Here is a 19,492-nt window from a genome sequence, read left to right as displayed (position 1 = left end):
GCGCATGTGAGATGAATACGCAGGTTGGCGTCTCTAACTATGCAAGCCAATTGAATTAGTAGGAAGCTGTGCCTTCTACGCCCTGGCGCATCAGGACGCAAAAGGCACAGCTTCCTATTGAATCTGGTACAAGTCAGTGTTATTCGTCTAAAGTCCAGAATGGAGAAATGGAGAACGTAATTGACGATCGCACGGCTCAAACCCCTTCTACGCTGGCTCATTTTAGGGGCAGCGCTGTTCTTCCTGGCCAGTACGGTGCGGCAGCACTGGCATGAAGTAGCGGCAATTCGGTTGGACAAACGAGGCTGGCAGTTGTTAGCGATCGCCCTACTCACAACCCTCTTGGCGCATGTTTGGACAGGGTGGGTATGGGGTTGGATCTTGAAGGCCCTGGGCCAGTCTACCTCTGCCTCCTGGAGCATCCGTACCTATCTCACCACAAACATTGCCAAATATCTGCCGGGAAATGTCTGGCATTTTTATGGTCGGGTGTGGGCAGCCCAAAAAGTGGGGGTTCCATTAGCGATCGCCATCGTTAGCGTTGTCTTAGAACCGTTGCTCATGGCGGCCTCGGCCCTCCTGGTCGGGCTCCTGGGAATTCGACAGGCTGGATGGGGCCTACAAGCCTTGAGTTTGGCGATCGCTCTGGCCCTGGTGCATCCCCGCATTTTGAATCCGGTGTTGCACAAGCTCAGTCGTAAAAAAGCCAGCACCGATGAAGGTATGGCAGTGGAAGCACAGCAAGTCGAGCAGATTGGGTTGCAGCGCTACCCGGTTTGGCCACTCATCGGAGAGTTGATTTTTCTCGGGTTGCGGAGTCTAGGTTTTATCTGGATTGTGTTGGCATTTGCCCCAATTCCTCCTGAGCAAGTGTTACCGGTGTTTAGTGCCTTTAGTTTTGCCTGGTTGTTAGGGTTAGTGGTACCCGGCGCTCCTGGGGGAATTGGCGTATTTGAGGCGACGGCGATCGCCCTCCTGCCAGCTCAGCTCACCCCAGCTGTGATCCTAAGTGCCGTTGCCTGTTATCGCCTGGTAAGTACCCTGGCAGAAGCGTTAGGGGCGATCGCCGGATGGGGTGTCGGTAAACTCGCCAAGCAACCTTGATGCCCTGACAAACGCGACAAAGGCTATATAGTGGCAGTTTTTACTTATATCGCTTTGCTACATCCCCAACTCAAAGATTAAGGCGGCTCAATTCCTCCAGCAGTAAAGCTTCGGCTTCCTCATCAGAAATTTCGTTCAGGGTTTGGAGGGAATCCCCAGTGGCGTTGGGTGAAGGGTCAGTTGGTGACACGGAAGTAAGCTCCGGAACAAGCAGGCTGATGAGATAGGTACCGAGAGCATCAGGAGTAGGGTGATCAAACAGTAGAGTGATGGGTAAAGGGCGACCCAACTCCGTTTGTAGGCGATTACGCAACTCAACAGAGGTCAGAGAATCCAACCCCAATTCTGTGAAGCCAAGAGTGGAGTCGAGCCGAGTCACTGAAATTCCGAGAACGGTGGCCACCTGAGTTTGCACGTACTGGGTGATCAAAGCAGGACGAGCCGACAGCTCAGTCTGTTCGAGTTGCTGAGTTAGAGCAGAGGTTGTTGCTGGCTGCACAGAGACAGCAGGACGGGCATGGGAGGTCACGATGTCCTTTAGAAAAGCAGGAACCCCCTCCGCTTTCGTCCATTGAGCCCAATCAATCGGCAATACACTGATTTGTGCCGATGAGGAACTGAGCAGATGTTCCAGGACTGTGAGGGCCGTTTCTGGGGCAAGGAATTGGATACCGCGATCGCCCAAGTTTTTTCGCACCACCGGATCATTCGCCATACCACTGCCCTCCCAGGCTCCCCAATTGATGCTGAGGGCGGGCAATCCCTGGCTTTGCCGGAAATGGGCCAGGGCATCGAGGAAGGCATTGGCAGCAGCATAGCTCCCCTGTCCAGCGGACCCGAGCAAAGCCGCCGCTGAGGAGAACAGCACAAAGCAATCCAATGGTTGCGCATGGGTCAGGGTGTGAAGATTCCAGGCCCCTTGCACCTTTGGAAGCAACACCTGAGCCAGCCGCTCTGGAGTTTGCTGAAGCAAACTACCATCATCCAAAACACCCGCAGCATGGAAGATTCCGCACAGAGGTGGAGTTGCGCTGCCCCAGGAGAAATGCAGGTAGGGTTGTAGAAGCATGGCTAATCCATCTGCATCAGCGACATCTCCTGTCAGGATGTGAATGGTAGCTCCCGTCTGGCGAAGGGTGGCGATCGCCCGTTCTACCTCTACCGACGGGGCGGAGCGACCCATCAACAACACATAACGAGCACCCAGGCCGACAAGCCACTGGGCCACCTGTAACCCTAAGGCTCCCAGACCACCCGTGATGAGGTAGGAACCATCGGGCCGTGGGCTGAAAGTAGGGGTCACTACCAGTTTCCCTAAATGCCGCCCCTGCTGCATGGTGCGGAAAGCTTCGATAGTATCTTTGGCTGCCAGTACTTGGTGGTGAATGGGGTGAAGCTTCCCAGCCTGCAGCAGACGCAGCACATCCTGTAGGAGAGACTGGATCTGCCCAGGATCAGCTTGGGTCATCTCCATTAAATCCACTACGGTATAAGCGACATCGGGCCGAACCTCAGCGACCTGTTGCGATCGCCAGATTCCAGCCTTCCCAATCTCCAAAAAATGTCCACCTGATTTCAAGAGAGACAGGCTCTTGGGAATGAAGTCTCCATTTAGAGAATTAAGTATCAGGTCAACCCCTTCACCCTGGGTCGCAGCACGGATCTGATCGGCAAACTCCAGGGTGCGTGAGTTGTAGAGGTGTTGGATACCGAGCGATCGCAAGAACTCCCATTTACTGGGAGAGGCTGTCGCAAAAATCTCTGCACCAACCAGCTGTGCGAGCTGAATTGCGGCTTGTCCGACACCTCCGGCAGCCGCGTGAATGAGAACGCGATCGCCCTGCTTTAACTGCCCCACCTTAAAGAGGGTGTAATAGGCTGTGAGAAACACCACAGGGATCGTAGCCGCTTCTGCAAAGCTAAGAAATTCGGGTTTGGGGGCAACCAGCCGGGCATCAACGGTGACAAAATCGCTGAAGCTGGCGGGGGCGATCGCGACAACCGCATCCCCAACGTGCAGATCAGCAACACCCTCGCCAACCTGCACCACTGTTCCAGCACACTCCAGCCCCAACGGTCCAGCTTCACCCGGGTACAATCCCAGCGCGTTCAGCACATCCCGAAAGTTCAGCCCCGTAGCTCGCACCCGAATTTCTACCTCGCCCGCCGCTGGAGCCCTGCGAGCCACGGGCTGCCACGTCAAATTTTCAAGAGTACCCCGTTGGGAAATGTGGAGCTGCCGTCCCAGTCGGTCTGTTGCAATCGTGGGCTTTTCGATCGGGGAAGCCAGACGTGCAACATAACGCTGCCCCCGCCGAAACGCAACCTGATCTTCCAGGGGGGTGTTGGTCAGTTCTTGAAAGAACTGAGCAGGATCGAAATTATCGTGCTCTAAGTCGATTCGGGTACAGCGCAGTTCTGGATGCTCCAGAGCAATAACACGCCCCAACCCCCACAGCGGAGAAGCACTGGGATCGATCGGGTCAATGGATGAAACGGATTGGCTGCCCTGAGTAACGATCCACAACCGGGGTGGATTCGTAGCCGCAACCAATTTCTGTACCAGTTGCAACACCGTTTGGGTATGGCGCAGGGCCTGCGCTGGGCTGGATTCTCCTCCATCTGCCAGGTACAGAACATGTTGAATATTGGACAGAGCCTTAGGAGCCATCTGCCAGGTTGCGGGATCTCCTGTTTGGGTCCATACCGTTTGTTGTTGGGCCGTTAGTGCATGGGCCAGGGCATCGGTGAGGGGAGAGGGGGCACCGGGTACCAGTAACCATTGGGCAGGTGATAGGGAGGTTGTAGAGGAAAGAGGCTGCAATTGCCAAACCACCTCATACAGCCAATCCGCCGGGTTAGGTTCCGCAACAGGAGTCATGGAAGTACTCAAGGCTCCAGCCTCAACTCGCTGGGCTGTTAAGCCATCCACCTTGATGAGCACCTGCCCCCGCTCATCTAATAGATACACAGTAGCCGTGACAAAGGCTTTATCCTCTCGTAACGGCTGAAGCTGGATATAACTCCATACGGCTTCAGGGATGGGATGGAAGTACTGAAGTTGATCAATACCCACAGGCAGATAGGTCGCGCGTTCGCTTTCTGGCAACACCGCCAGAACCATTTGGAAGCAAGCATCCAATAAAGCCGGGTGAATGTGATACTCCCCTCTATGGCTTTGGTTTCGAAGGTCTTCTGGGGGAACAGATGAGTTAATTGGCCCTTTTACCCAACCCAAGACTTCGCCATCGTGAGATGCAAATTGTTGAATTCCTTGAAACGAAGGGCCATAATTCAACCCCAGTTTTTGACAAGTTTGGTAATGTTGCACAACTTCCTCAGACCTAGGCCCCCTGGAAGATGGGCTAACCTGCATGTCCATCAAGCGCCGTTGGAGTGCAGGCAAATCTATCGGTTCTGCTTGACCTGGCTCCAACGCCAGCTCCCCAGAGCAATGCAATGTCCATTCATCCCCAGTGCCACTCAGGATCTGGAAGGTTGCACCTTGAGCCTGACGATTGAGTAGAGTTTGGAGAGTTTGAGGAGCATCCGATAGCCGCAGCGGTTGTGAAATTGTGACATTCTTTAGAGTTATCGGCTGATCAGGCCAGAGGGTTTTGGCAGCGGCGATCGCCATCTCCACATATGCGGTTCCTGGCATAATAACGGTCTCGTTGACCTGGTGATCCGTTAGCCAGGCCGGTTGTGTATCTCGCAGCTCACTTTGAAACACAACGGTATCGAGTGCCAGAGACAAGCGACCCCCCAGCAATGGGTGCCCCCCAAGCCCTTGAGGCTGAGAGTGTGGATGGGTAGAACGGACAGTCCCTGGAGCATCTAACCAGTAACGTTGGCGTTGAAACGGGTAGGTCGGCAGAGAGATCCGTTGAGCCTCTATGCCATCCAGCACAGCAGACCATTCAATCGCCTCCCCAGCTTCATATAACGTCCCCAGGCTTTGCAGGAGAGTCTGAATTTCCGATTGAGCAGGCCGCAAGCTGGGCAGGTATTGCATCGCTAAATCCTCAGCCGCCCCAAGAAGCTGTGGATTCGGGAGGTCATCTGGGCTAAGGTCCTCGACTTCAAGTAGTTGAGCATCCGATCGGTGAGCTAGAACCGATCGCGCCATACCCAACAGCACCGGCTTGGGGCCGCACTCTAGTAGAAACCGGTAGTTGGCTCGGCACAACGTTTCGACACTGCGAGCAAACTGTACGGGCTGGCAAATGTGATCGCACCAGTACTCGGCTGTGGCAATTTCAGGGCCAACGAACTCTCCGGTAACGTTCGAAACCAATGGCAGGGTGGGCACACGGTAGGCAATCCGAGTGGCGATCGCCCGGAACTCGGCCACCATGGGCTGCATCAACGGCGAATGAAAGGCATGAGACACGGACAGAGGCGTTGTTTTAATTCCTGCAACACTCAGGTGGTGGGCAAAGGCTTCCAGTTTCTCCAAAGGCCCCGAGAGAACCGAGTTCTCAGGGCTATTCAGGGCGGCGATCGCCACTCCCGGATACCGTTTTAGCCAGGGCTGGAGAACATCCGCAGCGGCCATCACCGCTAGCATTCCACCATTGCTGGGGAGAGCTTGCATCAGGCGTCCACGAGCGGCGATCAGCGTCAACGCATCCTCCAGAGTAAAAACTCCGGCAATACAGGCGGCGACGTACTCTCCAACACTATGCCCCATTACCACAGCAGGCTGAATTCCCCAGGATTTCCAAAGCTGGGCCAGGGCATACTCCAACGCAAATAGGGCAGGCTGGGTGTAAGCCGTCTGATTCAACACGTCAGAAGAAGCCAACTCCCCCGCTATTTCGGGACGTGAGGGATAGAGGAGGCTCACCAAGGGTTGATCTAGATGGAATTGAAGAATTTCAGCACACTGATCAATTGCCGCACGGAACAGGGGATAGCGATCGTACAGTTCACGACCCATACCAGAATATTGAGAACCCTGGCCCGTGAAGAGAAAGGCAACTTGAGAGGGCAGGGCGGTAGGGGAGCAGGGCGGTAGAGCAGAGGAGAGAAGAGATTGAAGTTGGCGATGGAGGTGTTCGGTGGAGTCGGCAACGAGAGCAAGACGGCAGCTGTTGGGCGATCGCCCAACAGCTGCCGTCCAGCAAATATCCTCCAGGCTAGTGCTGAGGTGAGTTTGGAGAAATTGCAGATAGCGCTGGGCCAGCTCCGTCAGGGCCTGTGGGGTGCGGGCGGAGAGAGGGAGGAGATGGGGATGGGTAGATAGTTTCTCTTCTGCCTTCTTTTGTTGGGTTGTTGCCTCTTCAAGAATGACGTGTACATTGGTGCCGCCGATACCGAGAGAGTTGACACCGGCCCGGCGGGGATGACCTTCGGGGTGCCAATCTCGCAGTTGCGTATTGACGAAGAAGGGGCTATTGGGAAAATCAATTTGCGGATTGGGTGCCTCGAAATGAAGGCTGGGAGGTATCTTGCCGTAGTGTACGCTGAGGGCCGCTTTGATGAAGCCGACTACCCCAGAGGCAATGTTGAGGTGCCCCACATTAGTTTTAACGGAGCCGATCGCACAAAATTGCTTCTTCTGAGTGCTGGCGCGGAAAGCCTGACTCAGGGCGGCCACCTCGATGGGGTCACCCATCGAGGTGCCAGTGCCGTGGGCTTCTAGATAAGTGATGGTTTCCGGGTCAATATCTGAGAGGGCGATCGCCTCTGTCGCCACAGAGGTTTGCCCTTCTCCTCGGGGAGCCAGGTAGCCAACTTTCTGGCTACCATCGTTGCCCATGGCAGAGCCTTTGACCACCGCGTAAATGTGGTCGTGGTCAGCGATCGCGGCTTCCAACGGCTTCAGCACCACCATCCCAACTCCACTGCCAAACAGCGTCCCCCGAGCGTTGGCATCAAAGGCGCGGCAGTGACCATCCGGCGTCAAAATCATTCCTTCCTGGAACAAATGCCCGGCTTTTTGTGGAGTATGGACTGAGACCCCCCCGGCCAACGCCATATCGCACTCGCCTGCCAGCAAACTTTGACAGGCCATGTGTATGGCTACCAGCGATGTGGAGCAAGCCGTCTGCACATTGACACTGGGGCCGCGAAGGTTCAGCTTATAAGACACCCGCGTCGTCAGATAATCCTTATCATTCGCCACCGTCAGTTGAAACCCTCCCAGAGAACCGAGGGTCAGCGTATCCAGAGGTTCGTGGGGATCGAGGCGATGGCGATTGGGGTAAACGTGGTTGAGCAGGTACGTGTTCATCGAGGCCCCCGCGTAGATGGCGATCGCCCCCCCATAGCTCAACGGATCGTACCCGGCATCCTCCAGGCTTTCCCAGGCGCACTCCAGCATAAGCCGTTGCTGGGGGTCGAGCAGTTCTGCCTCACGGGGATTCAGCCCAAAAAATTCTGCATCAAAAGATTCCACATCATCCAGAATGGGGCTGGCTTTGACGTAGTTGGGATGGTTGACTAACTCCGGTGGCACCCCGGAGGCTAGCAATTCTTCATCGCTGAAGAAAGCAATCGATTCCACTCCATCACACAGGTTTTGCCAGAACTCCGTCAGGTTTTTCGCACCGGGGAAACGGCCTGCCATGCCAATGACGGCAATATCTGTTGTACGCACCTGGGGTTTACGACGTTGGGCACGTTGCTGCGCCTCTTGAAGCGTGGTGTTCGAAGACGAATCCTGTTCTAGAAAAGTAGCCAGCGATCGCACCGTTGAATGCTGGAACAAATCTACCGTTGTTACCGATCGTTCCAACCGCTCCAGAATCTGGGCCATCACCTGCATGAGCGCTAGAGACGTTCCCCCCAATTCAAAAAAGTTTTCATCCAGCCCCACCGATGGCAGGTTCAGAACTGCCTGCCAGATAGCGGCAATTTCCTGTTGCAGCCTGCTCTGGGGCAGAGATTGAGTGGACGTGGGGCGATCGCGCCAAAGCTGGGCCATCTCCTCCACGATGCGATCAAACTTTCCGGCGGCAAATCGCTGGCTGAGCTGACTGCGCTGGATTTTACCAATACTGGTTTTGGGAATGGCAGATCTTTCTACGGGAATCAAGAAGTCTGGATTGACACCAATCGTCTCGATCACCTGGCGACGGATACGGCCCAATAAATCTGCCGTGACTTGAGTGGAATCGATGGGGTGGAAGAAGATAGCGACGCGATCGGTTGTGTCGTGCGATCGCCGTACCCCGCAGGCCGCCGTGAACGATACGTCAATTTCCGGTAGTTCCTCAACGGCTGCCTCAATTTCGTGATTATAGAAGTTGGCCCCATTAATGATGATGACGTCCTTCTGGCGCCCGGTTAGGGTCAGCCGCCCCTGTTGCAAAAAGCCTAAATCTCCTGTGTTGAACCATCCGTCTGCCGTAAAAACCTCTGCATTCGCATCCGGTCGGTTGTAATATCCCTGGGTAACCGTTGCTCCCTTCACTTGCAGGGCTCCGATAGTACCTTCAGGAACCACAACATTTTGGTGATTCACAATCCGCAGCGCCACACCAGGAATTGGCTCGCCTAAATCCACCAGAGCATTTTCATCCTGAGCAATGGTTTCGGCAAAGTTGTGGGAGTGAACAATGCCGGAGCAGGTTTCTGACATACCATAGCCGGGGCTAACAGCGGTTTTGCTCAAACCATGGGGAGCCAGCAACTCCAGAAACCGACGAGTCGTCTTGCCTACGACAGCTTCCGCCCCATTGCCCATCCAACGTATCGTCGACAAATTCCACTGCCGCTGACTTAAAGCTTCTGCGCGATCGTTGATCAATCCATAGGCAAAATTAGGGGCCCAGGTGGCAGTTACCCGGTAGCGCTCCAGCACATCCAGCCACCGCAATGGATCCTGCAACACCCACTCATTGGCCACCTGAATCTGCTCGCACCCCAGCATGATGGGGGTGAGGTGGAACATAACGATACTGGCTACATGCTCTAAAGGCATCCAGTTGAGCTGGATGGAATTTGCCGTTAACCCGTTGACCGTAGCCATACCGTAGGTGCTGACCCGCAAGTTTCGGGTACTCAGCATCACGCCTTTTGGCAAACCGGTACTCCCTGAGGTCAAGATCAGCAGAGCCAATGCATCTAAATCAGGGCGATAAAAATCCTCATGGGGAGCATAGCTCTCCAAATCTTCAATGGAACAGATCCATTCACCCCGTACCAGAGAAGCCGTATGCTGGGATTTGGGCAGAACCTTGGAAGCTCCTTGGCGCGATCCTTCACTCTCCCCAACGGTGTTTTGGGCTGATGGGACAAGGGTGCGATCGCAAAACTCCCGAATTTCCCTCTCTAACTGTCGCTCGGTCACAATGACTGGATCATCCAACAGCGCTAATGCGCCACGCAGGATCGCGGACTTACTATTGTCCGTCATATAATCCGGTGCCACGGGTACAGGTACAGGTACAAAGCCCCCCAGAAAGCAGGCCCACAGAGCAGCCAAAAAATCAGCACTTTGAGGGCATAGCACAATCACTTTTGTTTGGGGTTGTACCCCCCTGGCCTGCAGTCCTCTCAGGATGCATTGAGCCCGTAGCAACAATTCACGGTACGTTTGACGTCGTTCTTGCCCATCAGCACCCAAATAAGTGATGCCCCGAGATGACTTCGCCGCGCGCAGGAGCAAATCGGGCAAGGTCAACGTCCAATCAAACGTTGAGGGAAGGGGAATACCGGGGTGCAGCGACGGGTTAGCAATGGGTGATGATGTCGTGTTCTGATTGCGATCGCCCTTTTCCATCACGGTTTCCTATATTTTCCCAGTCAGCCAATTTTACGTTGTGAAAACGCCTTTATCAGTAGTTTTATAGCACTCCCTGCGCTTGCTCAAAAGCAACTTTAACGCCAAAAAATACATTGCTGAATGCATTAGTAGAGCTGAACGTTGTGTGCACTTCATACATACAACATTGGAGGACCTCAGAAAAACTGTCCTAAATACTGTAGAGAGATGAAACGAAATATGGAATCACGATTCTACGTTCCATGCGTTCCTCTATTTGATAATGGAACAAAAAGAAAACAGCTGAATAGATAGAAATCTCGCGTAAAAAAATACAGGTCTGCCACCCAAAATTCATGCTCATTCTGCAATACCGAGAATAGCCATTGTGCAGACAGTTTTTTCTGGAACGGTTAATTCCTGGTTGATAAATCAACAGACATTGTACTGACGCATGATTGGGTGTGTTTGTGCCCTCGACAACTGTAGGTTACGTGGCGCGAGCTTGTGTAAGCCTAGTATCAGTAGCTGAAGTTGGCCGTCAACCATAGTTAATTCCCGCTGGCATTACTAGGCGATCGAAATTGTAAGTCCAGTTCTAAAATCAGCCCTTTCAGGAAAAAAGTTCAACTTTTTGAAAAAGGACTGTGAGGAATTGAAGAAACTAGTTAACAGTGCCCACAAGGAATGCTAGGCTCATCGGCAAGCCATTTCCAGTCTATTTGAGGGGCATCGGCAAAAGGGAAAACGTGTGGTGTAAGGAGGCATGGTTGTGATACAAGACATCCAAAATTGGAATTTTAGGGGGAGACAGGAACCCCTATCAGGTGGCGATTGCTGCAATCTTCAAAAGCCATTAATCAGGACAGAAACGTAGGGTCTGCCGTGGTGACTGGAACGAGCCAGTTTGCCTATCGCATTTCAATCATGGCTTAAACCCGTTTTTGTCCCGTTTTTATTCAAGAGAGACTCTCACTCTTTCTCAATACAGGGTCAGTTCCCCAGCGATGCGAGGGGAACTCACTCTGTAATGGCGCTCGTGGCAGCGCTGTTCCCTGAAGATTGCTCTAAACCCTATGGAAACGCTGACTCTGACAATATCAGACGAAACTCTACGCGATGGCCAACAGCAGGTTGGGCTCTTTTTCGACCCCGACATCGAGCATACCCTGGCCCACGCCATTGCCCGCACTGGGGTTCACCAAATTGCATTGATGCCCGCTGTCCACGCGAGCGAAGCAACCCTGGTTCGCTCCCTGATTCATGAAGGGTTGGGGCAACAAATTATTGCCTCCACCATGCTGACAAAAACGGCTATTGATCAATCCGTTGCCTGTGGAGTGCGGCAAATTATCCTATTCCATGCCGTGAGCGATCGCCTCCTTCTCCTCCGTGACCCCGACCTGCGACAGCACCCCGCCTACCGCGACAAAACCCTGGAAGACGGTATCCCAGAATCTGTGCTGGAACAGATCCGCCAGGCCATGCTCAATAAAGTGGTGGAACACTTACGCTACGCCGACGAGCGCGGTCTGAAAATCTGCTTTGCTGCCGAGGATGCTAGCCGCACCGACTTTGATTTTCTGGTGGATTGCATCTGCAAATTCCAGCCCTATATTGAGCATTTTCTGCTGTGCGATACCGTCGGCATTCTTACACCGGAAACAACTTATCAGTGGATTTCTAACCTCCTCGCTCACACCCGACAAGCACCTCTGGCCGTCCACTTTCACAACGACATGGGCATGGCTCTAGAAAATACCATTCAGGCCGTTCGAGCCGGAGCCTGTGGCATCTCAGGCACCTTCGGCGGCATTGGTGAACGGGCTGGCAATGTTGCGCTGGAACAAGTTCTCCACGGCCTAAAGTGGCGCTTTGGGTGGGAAGTCGCCGGCATCGATTACGATGCCCTCAATCACGTCACAGAATACCTGCACAGCCTCGGAGCCCGAGCTCATGCCCCCTACTCCCCGCAGGCGCAACGCCACGAAAGCGGCGTCCACGTTCACTCGTTATTGCGCGATCGCCACAGCTACTGCATCTTTCCCCACGTCGAACCTGAAATTTGGTTTGGCAAATGCAGCGGTATCAGCAATCTCCAGCACCTATTCGAGCAGCAGTTGGGGCAATCGCTCAGTCGCCACCAGTACGAGAGCTTAAGAGCAGATTTGAAAGCGATCGCCATGCAGCAAAAGCGATCCTTTTCTGCCAGTGAGGTTCTGGAACTTTTGGAGAATGGCACGTTGAAACTCCAGATGGCTTGAAAGAAGGCACATGCAATTTCCAATGCAATTTCCAGATTTCTGAAAACACTTTAGAAATCTAAACAACCCAAGTTCGGATTAAGAGCGTTTTGGAGTACCACATGATACGGGGTACTCCAAAACGCCTATGCGTGTGCAACGCACAACGATCCCAAAAGTCCTTAGCCCGGTGCATTCTTGTTGTGTGTGGTGTACTTTGCACACCACACACAACAAGAATAGACCTCCTGCGTGAATTGTTGCGCGGCTGCGCAACAATTCACGCTCTCAGAAATCGATTCATGCAGGAGGTCTAATGTGTAAACCCTGGAGAGACTAAGAACGACAAAGACATAGCCAAGACTAAAAAATGAGATCTTGATGAAGAAAAGTAAAGCAGGCCGAGCCCTTTGTATCGAAGTATCAAAAAAGCCGGCACCTCTCAAAACCGTAGCCTATGATACGAATATAAACCAATAAATCGTTCATCTCTCCGCTGGGCTGAGGCTCTGAGCAGTCGCGGAGAGACGGAAGTAGGGAATCCTCCCGAAGGAACGCGCCGCACCATGCTTCATCGCTTCAAGGAGGCAACATGAAACTCAAGTATCGCGGCGTTAGCTATGATAGTTCGCCCAACTCTACACTACTTAAAATTGGCCCAGTCCTTGCGAAAGGCCTGTACCGTGGCTTATCCGTTATGTTTCGGAGAGCTGAAAATGTTCCTGAAATGCCCAGCTACGAACTGAAGTGGCGTGGCGCTACGTACCACAGCGGTCGCCCGACTCCTATTACAAGCCCGGTTCCTGTCCCTGCAACAGTTCCTATTCCTGCAACGGTTCCCGTCTTTGAAGCGGCCCCAGTCATGGCACCCGCTGCCCCTATCGCGCTCGGTGCTGTTCCTGAAGTTGTTCCTACGCCCGCAGTCGAAGCTGCTGTACCTACCATGTCTATTAATGATCGCTCCCGCAATCTGTTTATCCAACGCCACAAGAGCATGCGTCGTCGCGAACAGGACATGATGGTACGCCTTGCCGAGAAGATTGGTCTACCCATTGAGCAGGTAACGGGCTACGAAAGCCAGATCCAGGGAAAAATCCCCCATGACTTCGGTGGTTATGAAAGTAGCCATCGAGCCATGAGTTAAGTGTCTGTGGTGAGACAAACACTATCGCTGTAAGCGAAACACTCCAGCCGATTTCAACCTTCCCTGAACAACGGATTTTGAGCTTGCCGCGATAGTGAATCGGGCCAGTGTGTTTCCACACACTGGCCCGTTTTCTTAATCTTGCGCACTACGTACACAGAACCAGACAGTTTATTTTTGAAAAGCGGCGCTTTTCAAAAATAAACTGTCCTAACCAGATTGTATGAGTTTGTCTCTGCACCAGAAACGTGCAGACACAGGCCGAGACGTTTAGGCGTTAGTCGGTTCCAACTGTAGTTCCGGTTGGGAATGTTGGGCACGGGCGATCGCCGCCTGCACCAGGCCTCGGAACAATGGATGAGGCTTGTTGGGATGGGACTGAAACTCTGGATGGAATTGGCAGGCAATAAAGAAAGGATGCCCCGGCAGTTCTACCATTTCCACCAGACGGCCATCCGGCGACGTACCACTCACCAGATATCCCGACTCCAAGAACAAGGTGCGGTAGGCGTTGTTAAACTCATAGCGATGCCGATGCCGCTCATACACTACCTCATCACCGTACAGCCGATCTGCCAGGGAATTAGGAGCAATACGGCAGGGGTACAGCCCAAGGCGCATAGTACCGCCCAGGTCTACCACATCATGTTGTTCGGGTAACAGGTTAATGACCGGGTTAGTAGTCTCTTTGTCAAACTCAGAACTGGTTGCATCCTGTAGCCCAGCCATATTGCGTGCCCACTCAATAACCGCGCACTGCATCCCCAGACACAGCCCCAGGAAGGGGATCTGGTTTTCACGGGCGTATCGGATAGCGGCAATTTTGCCATCAATACCTCGGGGACCAAAACCACCCGGGACAAGAATAGCCTGGACACCTCGCAGGTGATGCTCCACCGTCAGGGGTTCCAGATCCTCAGAGTTAATCCAACGAATTTTTAGGTCACCGCCTTCACTGAGGGCCGCATGTTTCAACGATTCCACTACCGAAAGGTAGGCGTCGGTCAGTTGCACATACTTACCCACGATCGCCACTTCGAAGGGCTGACTAGGGCGGTGCAGTTGCTCTACCAGGGCCTGCCACTGCCTCAAGTCAGGCTGTCGCTGCTCCATCTGCAAAATATCGAGCACTTGGTGTGCCAAGCCTTCCCGTTCCAGATTCGTCGGTACTTCATAGATGCTGCTGGCATCCTGACAGGTAACAACGCAGGATACAGGAACGTCACAGAAGCCAGAGATTTTTTCCTTAATGCTGGAGGCGAGGGGGCGATCGCACCGACACACCAGAATATCTGGCTGAATCCCAATGGAACGCAGTTCCTTCACCGAGTGCTGGGTGGGCTTTGTCTTCATCTCCCCGGCTGAGGGAATCCACGGCAACAGAGTGACATGCATATAGAGCACATCCCGCCGACCCACATCTTTGCGGAACTGACGAATAGCTTCTAGAAAGGGTAGCGATTCAATATCCCCAACGGTGCCACCAATTTCGGTGATGACCACATCGGGGTTGGTATTCTGGGCCACCCGATGCACACGTTCTTTAATCTCGTTGGTGATGTGAGGAATCACCTGTACGGTTCCCCCCTGGTAATCGCCTCGCCGCTCTTTATTAATAACGGCTTGATAGATCGAACCCGTGGTCACGCTATTCAGCCGCGACATGGAGGTATCGGTGAAGCGCTCATAGTGACCCAAATCCAGATCCGTCTCGGCTCCATCCTCGGTCACAAACACTTCCCCATGCTGGAAAGGGCTCATGGTGCCAGGATCAACGTTGATATAGGGGTCGAGCTTGAGGATCGAAACGGAATAGTCCCGAGACTTGAGCAGCCTCCCCAAACTGGCCGCAACAATACCTTTACCGATACTGGAGACTACCCCACCGGTCACAAAAATAAATTTCGTCATAAAAGCTAACTTGGAGTGCGATCGCCCATGGTGGTTCTGTGCGGTTTATCTCTGAACCATGACCGAGATTCAGTCACAAACCACAACCCATACATTCTGCCACAGTCATGGCGATCGTCATAAACCTTAAAATCATTAACTATTATAGGTTGAATGGGGGTAGGCCACACAAATCCATGTTCACTCCTATCCGTCCGGGCTTTTCTTCTAAAGTCCTTGGCTTTGTGTACGCTCCTGACTTTACATACGCTACATAGACCTAAAATCAGGGATTTCAGAACAGTTTGAAAGGAAACAAAACAACAATTCTTAAAACTTTCAAGAATTAAAGTTTTACCCGGGAGGCGGGCACTTTACTGTGTATTAATCGTCAATCTATGCCTGGCGGGGTACATCCATCACCTACGGGTGATGTAGAAATGATGCATGCCACGCTCCTGCCCGGGGCGTTTATCAACTTGTTCTCATTTAGAGGAGTAACGATCATGAAGGCTTACGCACGAATCGCAGGAGCAGTGCTCAGCACAGCGGTTCTGCTGGGGGGTGGCTGGGTTCATAGCGCCCTCGCAGAAACCCTGCTAACCCAGGACGGCGCTTTAGAAGAAGGCGACAAGGTACTGCCTAGTGACAATAGCCTGTACGACGAATACACCATTGAAGGACAACAGGGACAAACCATTGTCGTCAACATGGAGAGTGAGACATTCACTCCCTATTTAGCTGTTCTGGATCCCCAAAACCCAGATTCCTTTGTTCTGGGAGAAGGCGGCAACGTTCCGGGTACCCAAAGCTCCCGCCTGGAAATCGTGCTACCTCGCGATGGTCAGTTTCTGGTTATCGCCAATGGGATGGACAGCACTAGCCGAGGCGCTTACACCCTGGAAGTCAGCACTGGGGAAGCTAGCACAGGCGAGTAGTCCAACTCCGGTTACTTGTTATATGGGTTGTGGGCTCCGTAAAGTATTGCTCACAACCCACATCTGTTCATAAAATCCAAACACCAATTGTGGGCAGCGCAAAGCGTTGCCCACAATTCTTTTGAACAAAAAACTTCATCCTATTGTGGCTTTAGAGCCGCAATGAAAATTACTAGTACGCTGCGGCCTAAGTTTGCATACTATGTTTTTGTGTGGGGTGCGAAGCACCCCACACAAAAACATAGGTGATGGATTTCCGCCTCAGCGTACTAGTTTATGTTTGAGAAGCCGCGCTTCGTGCGGCTTCTCAAACATAAACTACAGGGCTTTGAACCCGTAGGGCTACATCAACTATGGTTGAAAACTACGGGTGAAAGAACGGCGATGCTGAGGGGTTAGCCCTAGAGTAGCGATCGCCTGCCGATGCTTCTGAGTTCCGTAGCCCTTGTTTTGAGCCAGGTCATAGCCGGGATAGCGCCGGTCTAACCGAGTAATTAGGCGATCGCGCCATACTTTCGCCACAATACTCGCCGCTGCAATCTCCACATGGTGCTGATCGCCTTTCACCACCGCTTCCTGAGCAAGTAGAAGTTGGGGAATCGTTTGATTACCATCTATACGACACAGGTCGGGAGTGGGACTGAGTCGGGCGATCGCTCGCTGCATCGCCAACAGAGAAGCTCTGAGAATATTCATCCGATCAATTTCACGAACCGATGCATACCCAATGTGGCACGCTGTTGCCTGGGAAAGAATTTCTCGGGCCAGGCTCTCGCGTCGAGCGGGAGTTAGCAACTTGCTGTCGGTGACTCCGGCTTGCTGAAGGGCGATCGCCGCCGCATCTGACAAAATGATGGCGGCGGCGACTACTGGCCCAAATAAAGCTCCTCGTCCAACCTCATCGACTCCCGCCACCCAGTTGATACCTTCTGTGGCAGGAGCGATCGTCAGTTGCAAAAACCCGTCAGCCTGACGGCGAGTTCGGCGCATGGGCCTTAATCATCCGATCCGCCGGACGCGGACGAACGACGACGACGACGACGGTTCGGAGCACCATTCTGCTCACTCGCATCAGATGCTTCAGAGTCGGCGGCGGGTTCAGGCAATCGTACAGGTTCCGGAGTTACGGGGCCGGGCTCCCAACCATTATCCTCATCTGCCAGAGCCACCGCTCCCCTGTAGTTATAGCTATCGTCATCACCTTCTGTGTCGTTCATTACAGACACGGTCGGTGCGGTTGCCGGAGCCATACCGGGTAAGTAAACAGATACCACTGCCGATTTGGGATTTTTTACTGTATCTGGAGCCAGTACCAGAGGAGAAATTCCCATCATGGCGTACAGTTCCTGCTCCTCTGCGGTCATCTCAACCATAACCACTTCGGGTGGCTCAGCCGGAGGTTTTTCACGACGGCCTCGACCTCGTTCAGGACGCGGTTCTTTCACGACCCGCTCCCGTTCAATGGGTGGGGCAGGGAGTTCGGGCGCAATGTCATCCAGGGGTGACACAGGCTCCGGCAAACTCGGGGCCAGTTCCAGAGGACGCCCTCCTCCCAAAACGGGCCGAGGAATACTGTCTCCATTGCGAGCAGGCCGTCCACGACGACGACGGCGATCGCCTTTACCCCGATCCTGATAGCTTGGATGGCTAATCAGGCTAGCGGCCAAAGGCTCAGCCATCCCATCAGAGCCATAATCCACGCCACTATCCCAGGATTCGCGAGGCTCTCGGGGAATGATGCGAGGTTCCGCAGGAGTCACTTCGCGAGGTGGAGCGATCGATCGCCCACTACCTCCCGTATCCAGGGCATGCACGACGTCGTCCGATTCACTGGGCAGATGCACCAAATGCCCCATCCCACCACACGTTGGACAGGGCCGCCCAAAGAGTTCATAGATATTTTGTCCCTGACGTTTGCGGGTCAGTTCCACCAGACCCAACTCCGTCAACTGGGCGACCTGAGGACGGGCTTTATCTGCACGCAGAGCCTTCGTGAATTGCTCCAGTACCTGCAACTTGTCACGGTGGGAATCCATATCAATGAAGTCCACCACAATCACCCCGGCGATGTTGCGTAGACGCAGTTGCCGGGCAATTTCTGCCGCTGCTTCGCAGTTCGTCCAGAGTACTGTCTCCCGGGCTGTTGCCGAACGGGTAAAGGATCCAGAGTTAACGTCGATAACCGTCAGAGCTTCAGTACGCTCGATAATGATGTAGCCACCGGAGGGCAGATCAACACGGGGCTTGAGCGCTTCTCGAATAGCCGCATTCACTCGGAAATATTCAAGAATCGGAGCTTTTTCCCGGTGATGGTCAATCAGCACACCCTGAGGAGCTTTACCACCGCTCCAGTTCAACAGATGTTGCTTCACCCGCTTCGTGCCATTGGGGGAATCCACCACGATCCGGTTTACTTCCGCACTATGCACATCCCGCAATACTTTTTGGATAAAGTCATCGTCCCGGTTCAACAGGCTGGGGGCACGGCTGGTTAGGGCTTCCTGCTGGATGGTTTCCCACTGCCGTTGCAGTGCTTCCAGATCCTCGATGATGGCTTCTTCCGGAACACTTTCCGCTTCGGTTCGCACTAACAAACCCATACCGGCGGGTTTTACCAGGATGGCCAGAGCCCGAAGACGGTTGCGTTCATTTTCATTACGAATCCGACGGGAAAGGTTCACACCTCGCCCGAAGGGCATCAGCACCAGGTAGCGTCCGGGCAGGGTGATATTTCCAGTGAGCCGGGGGCCTTTGTTACCCGTCGGCTCTTTCATAATTTGCACCAGCACCTTCTGCTGGGGAACAAGCAGCTCGGTGATGGGAGCGGCGGCGCGCTTCAGACGGAGAGGCCCCAAATCGGAGACATGAATAAAGCCATTGCGCTCACTATCCCCAATGTTGACAAAAGCAGCATCAATACCGGGGAGAACGTTTTCAACAATGCCTAAATAGATGTCACTGACCTGATGACTGCCCGTTGCAACGATCAGCTCTTGTATCTGATCTTCAGAGAAGACCGCGGCTATGCGGTGCTGCTCTGCGATGATGATTTGCTTTGACATTCAGTTTCCTCAATACGTAGGGGGGGTACAGGAGGTAGCGCATACGGTTTGGGCACCTGCCTGATACGATGTAAAACCTGCATGGTTCGCCTAGAGAATAATCGGGCTTCTGAAGATGGGTATAGCTCTCACTCAGCAAGGGGAGCGATCGACCGAATACCCAGCCGCTAGCTCAATCCAAACATTGACGGTTTGTATAACCAAGTCTGACCACACAGAGAAATGTCTGCGGGAACCAGGCACCCAAACTGCCCATGGAGGTTGTAAAAATTCCTGCGGAAGCGAAGAATCACCCGACGCTTGTCGCCGATTGGTGCCGCTGGCACTTCAGGGGCGTTCAATTCGCATCAGCGTACTTTTGACTGGAATTATAGCGCGTGTCTGAAGATGTGCTGCAA

The 19,492-nt window shown here is 53.4% G+C and carries 8 protein-coding genes and 1 riboswitch; of the genes, 4 read left to right on the top strand and 4 right to left on the bottom strand.

Annotated elements, in window-relative coordinates; all coding sequences use genetic code 11:
- Positions 1–180 precede the first annotated feature (180 nt).
- Positions 181–1,104 carry a lysylphosphatidylglycerol synthase domain-containing protein gene (locus tag NDI52_RS08200; RefSeq protein ID WP_190774876.1) on the top strand — a complete coding sequence of 308 codons (924 nt, stop codon included), beginning with the start codon at positions 181–183 and terminating at the stop codon, positions 1,102–1,104.
- A 70-nt stretch (positions 1,105–1,174) separates the two neighbouring features.
- Here the strand turns inward: NDI52_RS08200 and NDI52_RS08195 are convergent, their stop codons facing one another.
- On the bottom strand, positions 1,175–9,835 hold the full coding sequence (locus tag NDI52_RS08195; RefSeq protein WP_190774875.1) for a type I polyketide synthase: 8,661 nt from the start codon (positions 9,833–9,835) through the stop codon (positions 1,175–1,177).
- 1,058 nt (positions 9,836–10,893) lie between these two features.
- Between NDI52_RS08195 and NDI52_RS08190 the strand changes: the two genes are divergently transcribed.
- Together NDI52_RS08190 and NDI52_RS08185 are read left to right on the top strand one after the other, a co-directional pair.
- The gene (locus NDI52_RS08190) at positions 10,894–12,081 is read left to right on the top strand and encodes a 2-isopropylmalate synthase (protein WP_190774874.1); all 1,188 of its coding nucleotides are present in this window, start codon (positions 10,894–10,896) and stop codon (positions 12,079–12,081) included.
- Positions 12,082–12,540: 459 nt separating this feature from the next.
- Positions 12,541–12,621: riboswitch (Glutamine riboswitch) on the top strand.
- Between the two features lie 31 nt (positions 12,622–12,652).
- The gene (locus NDI52_RS08185) at positions 12,653–13,204 is read left to right on the top strand and encodes a DUF4278 domain-containing protein (protein ID WP_190774873.1); all 552 of its coding nucleotides are present in this window, start codon (positions 12,653–12,655) and stop codon (positions 13,202–13,204) included.
- Between the two features lie 270 nt (positions 13,205–13,474).
- Here NDI52_RS08185 and NDI52_RS08180 read toward each other — a convergent pair whose 3' ends face one another.
- Positions 13,475–15,115, bottom strand: a complete 1,641-nt coding sequence (locus NDI52_RS08180) for a CTP synthase (protein ID WP_190774872.1) — start codon at positions 15,113–15,115, stop codon at positions 13,475–13,477.
- A gap of 485 nt (positions 15,116–15,600) precedes the next feature.
- Here NDI52_RS08180 and NDI52_RS08175 point away from each other — a divergent pair, with 485 nt between their 5' ends.
- Positions 15,601–16,032, top strand: a complete 432-nt coding sequence (locus NDI52_RS08175; protein WP_190774871.1) for a hypothetical protein — start codon at positions 15,601–15,603, stop codon at positions 16,030–16,032.
- Between the two features lie 351 nt (positions 16,033–16,383).
- Here the strand turns inward: NDI52_RS08175 and NDI52_RS08170 are convergent, their stop codons facing one another.
- On the bottom strand, positions 16,384–17,022 hold the full coding sequence (locus NDI52_RS08170; protein ID WP_190774870.1) for a ribonuclease HII: 639 nt from the start codon (positions 17,020–17,022) through the stop codon (positions 16,384–16,386).
- A gap of 5 nt (positions 17,023–17,027) precedes the next feature.
- The gene (locus tag NDI52_RS08165; RefSeq protein ID WP_190774869.1) at positions 17,028–19,094 is read right to left on the bottom strand and encodes an Rne/Rng family ribonuclease; all 2,067 of its coding nucleotides are present in this window, start codon (positions 19,092–19,094) and stop codon (positions 17,028–17,030) included.
- Positions 19,095–19,492: the final 398 nt, after the last annotated feature.

The sequence above is a fragment of the Leptolyngbya sp. PL-A3 genome (assembly GCF_039962325.1).
In the GTDB taxonomy this organism is placed as follows: domain Bacteria; phylum Cyanobacteriota; class Cyanobacteriia; order Elainellales; family Elainellaceae; genus Vacuolonema.
Note: the sequence above shows the minus strand (reverse complement) of the source record. Positions and strands in the feature narration are given on the sequence as shown.